Consider the following 11,368-nt stretch of genomic DNA (forward strand, 5'->3'; position numbering starts at 1 on the left):
TGGTGCGGATCCTGCTGTGCAGTCGAGCATGCCACCGGCGTGGGTGCCCACCAAAGCGACCACGCCGCACGGGTACCGTTTGCTCTGGCATGCCAACCACCTTCACGTCCGCCCAGCTCGCCCTCGACCTCGTGGGCGTCTTCGTCTTCGCGCTGTCCGGCGGGCTCGTCGCCGTCAAGAAGCGGTTCGACCTCTTCGGTGTGCTGGTGCTCGCGTGCGCGGCAGCTCTCGGCGGCGGCATCATGCGCGACCTGCTCATCGGCAGCGTGCCACCGGTCGGCATCAGCGACTGGCGGCTGCTGACGGCGGCCGCTCTCGGCGGGCTGGTCACCTTCCTCTTCCATCCGGGCGTCGAGCGCGTGACGCGTTTCGTACGCGTGCTGGACGCCGCCGGCCTGGCAGCCTTCGCGGTCGCCGGCAGCCTCAAGGCGATCACCGCGCCCGGGGTCTCACCGGTCGCGTCGGTGCTCATCGGCGTCATCACGGCCATCGGCGGCGGCATCGTGCGCGACCTGCTGGCCGGGCAGGTGCCGGAGGTGCTGCGCCGCGAGCTGTACGCCGTGCCGGCCATGCTGGGAGCGCTCATCGTCGTCGTCGCGGCCCAGATGGGCTCGCTGCAGGACTGGGTGCTGTGGACCTCGGCCGGTCTCGTCTTCGCCGTGCGCATGGTGGCCGTGCGCCTCGACCTCAACGCGCCGACGCCGCTGCGCTCCACACCCACCTGAGAGCAGCACGGCTCCGAACGACTGCCGACAACCCCCGTGGCCCACGATCCGATGGCGGAGAGATGACAGACACACCGCAGGCACCTGACCAGTCCGACGAGAACGCTCTCGCGCCCTACGACGCCGTGCTGCTGCTCGGTTTCGGCGGCCCCGAGGCACCCGATGAGGTCATGCCGTTCCTGCGCCGGGTGACGGCGGGTCGGGGCATCCCCGACGAGCGCCTCGCGGCGGTGGGGGAGCACTACCACCACTTCGGTGGGCGTAGCCCGATCAACGACCAGAACCGGGCCCTCATCGCGGCCCTGCGCGGCGAGCTCGACAGCCGGGGCATCGACACGCCGATCGTGTGGGGCAACCGCAACAGCGCGCCCTTCATCGACGACGCCTTCCGCGAGATCCACGCGGACGGCCACCGGCGGGTCGTGGTGCTGACCACGAGCGCCTACTCCTGCTACTCGTCGTGCCGCCAGTACCGCGAGAACCTCGCCGACGCCGCCGCGACCGTTGCCGAGGAGGGCATCGAGCTGACGATCGACAAGGTCGCCCAGTACGCGCCCCGCCCCGGCTTCGCCGCGGCCAACCTCGACGAGCTGGTGCGCTCCCTCCGAGCGCTCGACGGGGCGCCGGACGGGGAGATCGCGCTGCTCTTCGTCACCCACTCGATCCCCGACGCGATGGACGACACGTCCGGCCCGGGCGACGGCGAGGGCAACCTCTACCGCCGTCAGCACCTCGCGCTCGCCTCGCGGCTCGCGGAGGAGGCGGGCCGGCTCCTCGGCCGGGACCTCACCGGCGAGCTCGTGTTCTGCTCACGGTCCGGGCCGCCTTCGCACCCGTGGCTCGAGCCCGACGTCAACGACCGGCTGCGCGAGCTGGCGGCCGAGGGCGTGCGCACGGCCGTCGTCGCCCCGATCGGGTTCGTCAGCGACCACATGGAGGTCGTCTACGACCTCGACACCGAGGCGCAGGAGACGGCCGACGAGCTGGGCCTTCGCCTCGTGCGCGTGCCCACCGTCGGCACCTCGCCGACCTTCGTCGGCGACCTCGTCGACGCCCTGCTCGAGCGGGCCGCCGAGGCGCGCGGCGAGGGGGTGCCGCAGTTCGAGGGGCGCCGCCCGTCGGTCTGCGAGCCCGGCTGCTGCCCGAACCTGCGGCACGCCCGACCTGCCCTCTGCGGCAGCGACTGAGAGGTCCGCATGAGCACCGCGCGCACCGCCCCCTCCCTGCCCACCGGGGTCACCGTCGAGGAGCTCGAGCGGCTCTGCATCGAGCTCGCGACGGAGGCAGCCCGTTTCATCCGTGACGAGCGGCCGCCTCGCATGGGGGTCGCCGCCACGAAGTCGACCGAGACCGACGTCGTCACCGTGATGGACCGCCGCTCCGAGGAGCTGCTGCACCGGCTGATCCAGCAAGCGCGTCCCGAGGACGGCATCCTCGGCGAGGAGGGCGCCGACGTCGACGGGACCTCGGGCCTCACGTGGGTCATCGACCCCATCGACGGCACCGTCAACTACCTCTACGAGGTGCCCGCGTATGCCGTGTCGGTGGCCGTCGTCGTGGGGGATGCCCGGGCGCAGGGCGGCTGGACCCCGGTCGCCGGTGCGGTGGCCGATCCCTGCCTCCGGCTGGTCCATCACGCCGGCGTGGGCACGGGGGCGTGGACCCGTCCCGAGGGCCACCTCCCCGACGGGCCCGACGACTCGCGCGACGCGGACGACTCGATCGACGCGGACGACTCGGACGACTCGGCGGGCCTCGCGGTGAGACGGCTCGCTGCCTCGGCAGAGGACCGGCTGGGTCGCACCCTGCTCGCCACCGGCTTCGGCTACGCCCCCGAGGTGCGGGCGCGCCAGGCCGACGTCCTGCGCCGGGTGCTGCCCCTGGTGCGCGACATCCGTCGCATCGGCAGCGCCGCCCTCGACCTCGTGCGCGTTGCCGACGGGTCGGTCGACGCGTACGCCGAGACCGGGCTCAACGCGTGGGACCTCGCCGCCGGGTGGCTCATCGCCGAGGAGGCGGGCGCCGTCGTCGTCGGCGAGGGCGACCATCCCGGCAAGGCGCTGACCGTCGCCGCAGGACCTGCCCTCGTGGAGCAGGTGAGGGCGCTCTTCCTCGCCGGCGCCGACCACGGGGACTGAGCCGACGCGCCACCCACCACACGACGAACGCCCCTCCGGCAGGACCGGGAGGGGCGTTCGTCGTCTGACGCGGCGGACGGCATACGTCCGCGGGGGCGACGCGGCTCAGGCAGGCTCAGGCAGCGCGGAACGGCTCGAGCTCGGGAACACGGATGCCGTTCTCGGCAGCGAGCCGCGCGAACGACTCGAGCTCTCCCGTGTGCACCTGGATGCGGTAGTCGTCGCCCACCCGTCGGGCGTCCGCGAGGTCGCCCAGCGCGTCGTTGACACGTTGCCTGATCTGGTCGACGAACTCGGTCATGTGCCACCTCCGGGCCTGGTAGTCGATCGGGTCGGGTCCGGAGACCCTACCGCGCTGTAGGACCTCCAATGTGCACCTGCCCAGGTCGGTGGATGGCAAAGGGTAGGTGAACTGTTGGTCCGAAAAGGGTAGGTGTGCCCAGAGTTGGTGGGCCCCGGTGACCGCCTCGTCTCAGCCGTTGGCGGGTGCGACGTGACATCCCGGCGGCGATCGGGCACCATACGCGCACGCGGACATGTTTCGTGGGTGTGACAACGACGTCGACACCGTGTTTTCCCTCGGGAACAAGCACGGGCCTGCAAGCGTTCTCCGCGTCACAGACCGCAAGGCGCAGCACGAGTAGAAGCGAGACGACACATGGCAACCGATTACGATGCGCCACGCAAGACCGACGACGACCTGAACGAGGACTCCATCGAGGAGCTCAAGTCGCGTCGGGTCGACAAGACGTCGTCGAGCGTGGACGTCGACGAGACCGAGCAGGCCGAGGGTTTCGAGCTCCCGGGTGCCGACCTCTCCGGCGAGGAGCTGTCGGTGCGGGTCCTGCCCAAGCAGGCCGACGAGTTCACCTGTGGGCGTTGCTTCCTGGTGCACCACCGCAGCCAGCTCGCCAAGGAGAGCAACGGCATGATGATCTGCACGGAGTGCGCGGCCTGAGCGCCTCCGAGACAGTCAGGCAGCAGCCCCGGCAGCACGTCGGGCAAGTAGGGTCGGTCCTCGTGACCGACCCTTGTGCTGTCCCCGGCGAGCTCGCCGACGTTCTCACCGACGCTCTGCCGGAGGTTCCGGTCCGTCTCCTCGACGCCGACCTCCCGCTGCCCGGCTACGCGCACCCGGGCGACGCCGGCGCCGACCTCTGTGCCCGCGTCGACGTGACGATCGAGCCGGGGGAGCGGGTGCTCGTGCCGACCGGGGTCGCGCTGGCCCTGCCCCCCGGCCACGCCGGTTTCGTGCACCCCCGGTCGGGTCTCGCGGCGCGCCACGGGATCACCATCGTCAACGCGCCCGGCACCGTGGACGAGGGCTACCGCGGCGAGATCCTCGTCAACCTCGTCAACCTCGACCCGCGCGAGCCGTTCACCGTGCGACGAGGTGACCGGATCGCTCAGCTCGTCGTGCAGCGGGTCGAGCGCGTGCGCTTCGTCGAGGTCGATTCGCTCGACCGGACCAGTCGGGGGGACACTGGACACGGATCCACCGGAGGGTTCGGTCCGGGGGCTGCCAGCTCGCCGACGGCGGGGGAGACGCCCACCGGGGCGTGATCATCGGATACGGTTCGCCGGGCGCTGCGTCAGCGCCGGCGACGACATGGCTGGGCAGGGCGCCCGCCGAGCCGCAGGACTTCAAAGGACGGAATGACGTGGGACTCTTCAGCCGGGGCAAGTCGAAGGACCGCCCGGACACCGCTGCCGTGGACGCCGAGGCCCTGGATGCCGAGGTCGACGACCTCTCCGACGACCGGGACGAGCTCTCTCACTCCGCGGACCACGGCGACGGCGGCCGTGAGGGCAAGGCGGGCCCGTTCGACCGTGCTGAGGTCGACGACGACAGCGACTACCTCAACCTCGGCGCCATCTGGTTGCGCGGGCAGCAGGGCATGGAGCTGCGTCTCGAGATCAACGAGCAGGAGCAGCAGATCACCGGCGTGACCGCGGTCATCGGCGAGTCCGCCGTGCAGCTGCAGGCCTTCGCGGCGCCGCGCACCGAGGGCGTCTGGGTCGACATCCGCAACGAGATCGCGGCCAGCATCGTCGACGCCGGCGGCACGGCCGAGGTGCTCACCGGCGAGTTCGGCGAGGAGCTGCTCACGCGGATGCCGCAGGCGGGACCCGACGGCCGCACCGTCTTCATGCCGGCTCGCTTCGTCGGCGTCGACGGCCCGCGCTGGTTCCTTCGCGCCGTCGTGTCCGGCCGCGCCGCCATCGAGCCGGCCGCCGCGGACTCGGTGCACGAGGTCATCCGCACGGCCGTGATCGACCGTGGCGAAGAGGCCATGCCGCCCCGCGAGCTGCTGCCGCTGCGCCTGCCCGACGCCGACGGCACCGCCCAGGCCGAGCAGCCGGGCACCGACTCGGGCGGCACCGACCTCAACCCGTTCGAGCGCGGTCCCGAGATCACCGAGGTGCGTTGATGGCCGGCCCGTGCCCTCCCGCGCCGTGTCCCGACCGGACCCTCTCGTGAGCACGGGCCAGCCCGGCGCCCTGCGGCGCCTCACCCACCGCCTGACCCGCTCGTCCCACGAGCTCGAGGCCGACGAGCTGCGCCGCGAGTCGATCGACCAAGGTGTCGTCCACATCAGCGACGCGCGGCAGCGCACGAAGGTGACCATCCTCGGCGAGGTGCGCTCGGTGACGCTGCGTCCCCGCGACGAGACCCCTGCTCTCGACGTCGAGGTCTGGGACGGCACCGAGTCGCTGCACCTGGTCTGGCTGGGGCGGCGGCGCATCGCCGGCATCGTGCCCGGCATCAAGATCCAGGCCACTGGCCGCATCACCACCCGCCGGAAGGTCACGACGATGTTCAACCCGGCCTACGAGATCATCGGCCGGCCCGGGCAGCAGCATGGCTGAGGCCGACCGCGGCACCCCGGTCCCCGGAACCGAGTCGGACGGCGACGGGATCGCCCGGTCCGAGGCCGACCTGCGCCGCTACGAGACCGTCGAGGAGCTGCTCCGCGACAAGCTGTCGGAGGCCATCGGTGGCTGGCGCGGCGCCATCGAGTCGGCGCTGCCCGTGGTGGCCTTCACCATCGCCTGGGCGCGCACGCAGGACCTCCGCACCGCGCTCATCGTCGCCGGAGCCGGTGTGGTGCTGCTCCTCCTGGTCCGCCTGGTCCAGCGCCAGGATCCCCGCTTCATCGCGTATGCCGCTGTGGGAGTGGCCATCTCGGCCTTCTTCGCCCTGCGGTCCGGTCGCGCCGAGGACGCGTTCCTGCCCGGGATGCTCCAGAACGCCGGGCTGCTCGTGCTGTTCCTCGTGACGAACCTGGCGAGGTGGCCGATCTTCGGCTTCGTGGTCGGCGTCGCCGAGCCCGAGGCCTTCGCGAAGGACCCCACCTGGTGGCGCCGCCATGCCGGCATCGTCACCGTCGCGGCTCGACTCACCTGGGTGCTCATCGCCCTCAACGTCCTGCGGCTGGCCATCATGGTGCCGCTCTACGTCGCCGAGCAGGTCTCGGCGCTCGGCGTCGCGAAGGTCGTGCTCGGCTTCCCGGCCTACCTGCTCGCCGTGACGGCGATGGGCGCGATCCTGCTGCGGGGGCACACGCCGATCGACCCGAACCGCGCGCCGGCCTGAGCCGCGCCGGCGCGGAGGGCGTGACCGGTTCGGCCCCGCGGGGCCGGGTCAGCCGGCGTCGTTGATGCGGTGCCGGTCGTCGGGTGCGACGAGGTCCTGGAGCCGAGCCTCCTGCTCGGGGGTGGTGATGAAGAGCAGCTCGTCGCCGGCCTCGATCGCGTCGTCGGGCGTCGGGGCCAGCGGCCGCTCGTCGCGGATGATCGCGACGAGCACCGTGTCGGTGGGCCAGTCGACGTCGCCGACGCGGCGACCGGCGAACCGGCTGCCCTCGGGGAGCGTGATCTCGACCATCGAGGCGCGTCCCTGCTGGAACTCGAAGATGCGCACGAGGTCACCGATGCTGACGGCCTCCTCGATGAGGGCCGTCATGAGCCGCGGCGTCGACACGGCGACGTCGACGCCCCACGACTCGTCGAACATCCACTCGTTCTTCGGGTTGTTGACGCGGGCCACGGTGCGCGGCACCCCGAACTCGGTCTTGGCCAGCAGCGAGAGCACGAGGTTGGCCTTGTCGTCACCGGTGGCCGCCACGCACACGTCGGACTCCTCGAGGCGGGCCTCCTCGAGGGCGGCGAGCTCGCACGCGTCGGCGAGCAGCCACGACGCCTCGGGCACGCGGGAGGCCTGGACGTCGTCGGCGTCCTTGTCGATGAGCAGCACCTGGTGCCCGTTGCCGAGCAGCTCGCGGGCGATGGACCGGCCGACACTCCCGGCCCCGGCGATGACGACGCGCATGCTTGTTCTTCTCCTGTGCCGGTCAGTGGGCGGCGGGGGCCGAGTCGCAGAGCCGCTCGACGCGGGCGAGCTCCTCGCTCTGCACCGCGAGGTGCACGAGGTCGCCCTGCTGGACGACCATGTCGGGTCGGGGGAGGGTGCCCTCGCCGAGCCGCGTGACGTAGGCGACGCGGGCGCCGGTCTGGTGCTCGACCTCGGTGAGCGGGCGCCCGACCCAGGCCTCGGCGAGGGGCACCTCGGCGATGACGATCTTGCCGCTGGGGTCGGTCAGCTCGGGGACGGAGCCCTGGGGGAGGAGGCGCTGGATCATCTGGTCGGCGGTCCAGCGCACCGTGGCCACCGTGGGGATGCCGAGGCGCTGGTAGACCATGGCGCGCTGTGGGTCGTAGATGCGTGCCGCGACGTGCTCGACGCCGAAGGTCTCACGAGCCACGCGCGCGGCGAGGATGTTGGAGTTGTCGCCGCTGCTCACGGCCGCGAAGGCGTACGCGTCACGGATGCCGGCGGCCACCAGCGTGTCGCGGTCGAAGCCGACCCCGGTGACGGTCTGGCCCTCGAACGAGGTGCCGAGGCGGCGGAAGGCCGAGGCGTCGACGTCGATGATCGCGACGTCATGGCCACCACGACCGAGAGTGCGGGCGAGGGTCGACCCGACGCGGCCGCATCCCATGATGACGAAGTGCACGGACGCGACGCTACACCGTGACGAGGCCGCCCACCGTGCAGGCGTGACGGGTCGCCCAGCCCTCGAACAGGTGGCTCACGCGGGGTGAGTGCGACCCGGCGATCCGTCATACAGTTGCGTCGTGCCCGGTACCGGTTCGCTGTTCAAGCGACTTCTCCTCGGCCGCGCGATGCGCAGCGACAAGCTGGGCGAGACGCTGCTGCCCAAGCGCCTTGCCCTGCCCATCTTCGCGAGCGACGCGCTGTCGTCGGTGGCGTACGCGCCCGACGAGATCCTGCTCATGCTCGGTCTCGCGGGCGGCGCGTTCGCGGTCACGCACAGCTGGCAGATCACCGTCGCGGTCGTCCTCGTCATGGTCGTCGTCGTCGCGTCCTACCGCCAGAACGTGCACGCCTACCCGTCTGGTGGCGGCGACTACGAGGTGGCGACCGTCAACCTCGGGCCCAAGGCCGGGCTCACCGTCGCGAGCGCACTGCTCGTCGACTACGTGCTGACCGTCGCCGTCTCCATCTCGTCCGGCGTCCAGAACGCCGCCACGGTTCTCGGCTTCGTGCGTGGGCGCGAGGTCCTCGTCGCCGTCGCGCTGATCCTGTTCCTCACGGCGATGAACCTGCGCGGCGTCCGTGAGTCGGGCAAGGCCTTCGCGGTGCCCGTCTACGCGTTCATGGTCGCCATCATCGGGATGGGCCTCTACGGCTTCATCCAGCACTTCACCGGTTCCCTCACGCCGGCCGAGAGCTCCTCGCTGACGCTCGTGTCGCAGCACGGCGACGAGCTGACGGGCATCGCGGCGGCGTTCCTGCTGCTGCGGGCCTTCTCCTCGGGCTGCGCCGCCCTCACGGGCGTCGAGGCGATCAGCAACGGGGTGCCGGCCTTCCGCAAGCCGAAGAGCGACAACGCCGCGACGACCCTGCTGCTCATGGGCGGCCTGTCGATCATGATGCTCAGCTCGATCATCGCCCTGTCCCAGTGGACGGGGGTCAAGATGGCCGAGGACCCCGCGACCCAGCTGCTCCGCAACGGCGAGGCAGTGGGCGACGGCTACGTCCAGCACACCGTGATCGGCCAGCTCGCCGAGGCCGTCTTCGCGAACTTCCACGTCGGCGTCGTCTTCGTGTCGATCGTCACGGGCCTGATCCTCGTCCTCGCTGCCAACACGGCGTTCAACGGGTTCCCGGTGCTCGGCTCGATCCTCGCCCGCGACGGCTACCTGCCGCGGCAGATGCACACCCGCGGCGATCGGCTGGCCTTCTCCAACGGCATCCTCATGCTGGCCGGTGCGGCGATCCTGCTCGTCATCGTCTTCAAGGCCGAGGTGACGGCCCTCATCCAGCTCTACATCGTCGGCGTCTTCGTGTCGTTCACGACCAGCCAGATCGGCATGGTGCGGCACTGGACCCGTCACCTGCGTCTGGAGCGCAACGCCAAGGAGCGCAGCCGGATGCAGCGCTCCCGCGTCATCAACGCGGTCGGCGCGGCGATGTCGGCGACCGTCCTGGTGGTCGTGCTCGCGACGAAGTTCCAGGCGGGCGCGAAGTACGCCATCCTCGCCATGGTGCTGCTGTTCGCCCTGATGCTCGGCATCCGCAAGCACTACAACCGGGTGCGCGACGAGCTCGCCATCGACTGGGACGTCGACCGGCCGATGCTGCCGAGCCACGTGCACGCCATCGTCTGCATCTCCAAGATCCACAAGCCCACGATGCGTGCCCTCGCCTACGCCCGCGCGAGCCGGCCATCGGTCCTCGAGGCGGTCACGGTCGACGTCGACCCCGACGAGACGCAGGCGCTGCTGACCGAGTGGGACAGGCGCGACATCCCGGTGCCGCTCAAGGTGCTGGCCTCGCCGTACCGCCAGATCACCAAGCCGATCCTCGACTACGTCCGCTCGATCCGCAGCGGCAACCCGCGCGACATCGTGACCGTCTACCTGCCCGAGTACGTCCTCGGCAAGTGGTGGGAGCAGGTGCTGCACAACCAGAGCGCCCTTCGGCTCAAGGCTCGACTGCTCTTCACGCCGGGCGTCATGGTCGTCAGCGTGCCGTGGCAGCTGCAGTCGTCCGAGGGCGCCGAGCGCGACTGGATCGACGAGCCGCCGATCAGCGGCTCGGTGCGCGGCGGGGCGCTGTGAGCGCACGCCGCACCCGCGAGCGCGCCGCTGGTGGCGAGTCGCTCGCCGGTCAGGAGTGGACGGTCGACGTCGGCCCGGTCGCGCACGGCGGGCACTGCGTCGCACGCCACGAGGGACAGGTCGTCTTCGTGCGCCACACGCTGCCCGGCGAGCGGGTCGTCGCGCGCGTGACGGAGGGGCGGGTCGGTGACAGCTTCGTGCGCGCCGACGCGGTCGAGGTGCTCGACGCGGCGCCGGGACGGGTCGAGCGGCCCTGCCCGTATGCCGTCCCCGGCCAGTGCGGAGGCTGCGACTTCCAGCACGCCACCCTCGACACCCAGCGCGCGCTCAAGGCGGACGTCGTCCGCGAGCAGTTCGCGCGCATCGCGAAGACCGACGTGTCCGTCGAGGTGCGCCCGGTCCCGGGCGACGAGGAGGGGCTGCGCTGGCGCACCCGCGTCGAGTTCGCCGTCGACGCGACCGGTCGCGCGGGCCTCCGGGGTCACCGGTCCCGCCATGTCGTGCCCGTGGAGGACTGCCTCATCGCCACGCGCGGGGTCATCGACTCGGGGGTGCTCGACACCGAGTGGCCCGACGTCGAGTCCGTCGACGTCGTCGACGCCGCCCACCCCGACGAGCCGGTGCTCGTGCCGGTGCCGGCGTCGACGTCGGACGCAGCGCCGGGCCCTGAGCCGACCGGTGGTCTCGTGGGGGAACGGGCCGTCGACGGGGACTGGGAGGGTGAGTACGTCGTGGCCGCGCGCGGCTTCTGGCAGGTGCACCCCGGCGCGGCCTCCACGTTCCTCTCCCGGGTCGTCGCCCTGCTGGGCGCCGAGCCCGGCGACAAGGTGCTCGACCTCTATGCCGGCTCGGGCCTGTTCACGATGCGACTCGGCGAGCTGGTCGCGCCTGACGGCTTCGTGCTGGGGGTCGAGGGCGACGCGCGAGCCGTCGACAACGGCATCGCCAACACCGAGCACCTCGACAACGTCGAGTGGCGCGCCAACCGCGTCGACCGCGAGCTGAGATCGCTCGTCTCGCAGGGCATCTCGGCCGACCTCGCCGTCCTCGACCCGCCGCGCACGGGCGCCGGCAAGGACGTCATGGCCCAGCTCGCGCGGCTGGCGCCGCGCAGGGTCGTCTACGTCGCGTGCGACCCGTCGGCGCTGGCTCGAGACGTCAAGGCGGCGGCCGAGCACGGCTACGCACTCGTCTCGCTCGAGGCGTGGGACGCCTTCCCGATGACCCACCACGTCGAGTGCATCGCGGTGCTCGAGCCCGCAGCCGACTGAGACGCCGCGCGCGCTCCGGCGACCCGGCACACCGGACGGGGGCGCCTCGCGGGCAGACAACGCCGCGCGCCAGGGACAGGATGGG

At 71.8% G+C, this 11,368-nt stretch carries 13 protein-coding genes; 10 read left to right on the forward strand and 3 right to left on the reverse strand.

Annotation, left to right across the window (positions count from 1 at the left end; all coding sequences use genetic code 11):
* Positions 1 to 89 precede the first annotated feature (89 nt).
* The 3 genes from ACYVNR_RS10985 (at position 90) to ACYVNR_RS10995 (ending at position 2,863) form a co-directional block, all read left to right on the forward strand.
* Positions 90 to 725: a trimeric intracellular cation channel family protein gene (locus tag ACYVNR_RS10985; RefSeq protein ID WP_045192509.1), complete on the forward strand. Its 636-nt coding sequence runs from the start codon at positions 90 to 92 to the stop codon at positions 723 to 725.
* 62 nt (positions 726 to 787) lie between these two features.
* Positions 788 to 1,912 carry a ferrochelatase gene (locus ACYVNR_RS10990; RefSeq protein WP_461048095.1) on the forward strand — a complete coding sequence of 375 codons (1,125 nt, stop codon included), beginning with the start codon at positions 788 to 790 and terminating at the stop codon, positions 1,910 to 1,912.
* A gap of 9 nt (positions 1,913 to 1,921) precedes the next feature.
* A complete protein-coding gene (locus ACYVNR_RS10995; RefSeq protein WP_461048096.1) occupies positions 1,922 to 2,863 on the forward strand; it encodes an inositol monophosphatase family protein in 942 nt (313 codons plus the stop codon).
* Between the two features lie 115 nt (positions 2,864 to 2,978).
* On the opposite strand, the gene ACYVNR_RS11000 is transcribed toward ACYVNR_RS10995, so the two are convergent.
* On the reverse strand, positions 2,979 to 3,164 hold the full coding sequence (locus ACYVNR_RS11000) for a hypothetical protein (protein WP_045192506.1): 186 nt from the start codon (positions 3,162 to 3,164) through the stop codon (positions 2,979 to 2,981).
* Positions 3,165 to 3,521: 357 nt separating this feature from the next.
* Here ACYVNR_RS11000 and ACYVNR_RS11005 point away from each other — a divergent pair, with 357 nt between their 5' ends.
* From ACYVNR_RS11005 to ACYVNR_RS11025, 5 genes are all read left to right on the forward strand, one after another.
* Entirely contained in the window at positions 3,522 to 3,821 is a 300-nt protein-coding gene (locus ACYVNR_RS11005; RefSeq protein ID WP_030146251.1) for a DUF4193 domain-containing protein, read from the forward strand.
* A gap of 62 nt (positions 3,822 to 3,883) precedes the next feature.
* Positions 3,884 to 4,426 (forward strand): dUTP diphosphatase, encoded by a 543-nt coding sequence (dut, locus tag ACYVNR_RS11010; protein WP_461048098.1) that lies wholly within the window; start codon positions 3,884 to 3,886, stop codon positions 4,424 to 4,426.
* Positions 4,427 to 4,524: 98 nt separating this feature from the next.
* A complete protein-coding gene (locus ACYVNR_RS11015) occupies positions 4,525 to 5,295 on the forward strand; it encodes a DUF3710 domain-containing protein (protein WP_461048100.1) in 771 nt (256 codons plus the stop codon).
* Positions 5,296 to 5,341: 46 nt separating this feature from the next.
* A complete protein-coding gene (locus tag ACYVNR_RS11020) occupies positions 5,342 to 5,734 on the forward strand; it encodes an OB-fold nucleic acid binding domain-containing protein (RefSeq protein WP_045192504.1) in 393 nt (130 codons plus the stop codon).
* A complete protein-coding gene (locus ACYVNR_RS11025) occupies positions 5,727 to 6,461 on the forward strand; it encodes a DUF3159 domain-containing protein (protein WP_461048102.1) in 735 nt (244 codons plus the stop codon). The genes ACYVNR_RS11020 and ACYVNR_RS11025 overlap by 8 nt, the downstream gene beginning before the upstream one ends.
* Positions 6,462 to 6,509: 48 nt before the next feature.
* On the opposite strand, the gene ACYVNR_RS11030 is transcribed toward ACYVNR_RS11025, so the two are convergent.
* Positions 6,510 to 7,196, reverse strand: a complete 687-nt coding sequence (locus tag ACYVNR_RS11030) for a potassium channel family protein (RefSeq protein ID WP_045192502.1) — start codon at positions 7,194 to 7,196, stop codon at positions 6,510 to 6,512.
* 22 nt (positions 7,197 to 7,218) lie between these two features.
* Positions 7,219 to 7,881 carry a potassium channel family protein gene (locus tag ACYVNR_RS11035; protein ID WP_045192500.1) on the reverse strand — a complete coding sequence of 221 codons (663 nt, stop codon included), beginning with the start codon at positions 7,879 to 7,881 and terminating at the stop codon, positions 7,219 to 7,221.
* Between the two features lie 169 nt (positions 7,882 to 8,050).
* Here ACYVNR_RS11035 and ACYVNR_RS11040 point away from each other — a divergent pair, with 169 nt between their 5' ends.
* Entirely contained in the window at positions 8,051 to 10,012 is a 1,962-nt protein-coding gene (locus ACYVNR_RS11040; RefSeq protein WP_045192662.1) for an APC family permease, read from the forward strand.
* Positions 10,009 to 11,283 carry a class I SAM-dependent RNA methyltransferase gene (locus tag ACYVNR_RS11045; protein WP_458800460.1) on the forward strand — a complete coding sequence of 425 codons (1,275 nt, stop codon included), beginning with the start codon at positions 10,009 to 10,011 and terminating at the stop codon, positions 11,281 to 11,283. The genes ACYVNR_RS11040 and ACYVNR_RS11045 overlap by 4 nt, the downstream gene beginning before the upstream one ends.
* The last annotated feature ends 85 nt before the right edge of the window (positions 11,284 to 11,368 follow it).

The sequence above is a fragment of the Terrabacter koreensis genome, assembly GCF_054783315.1.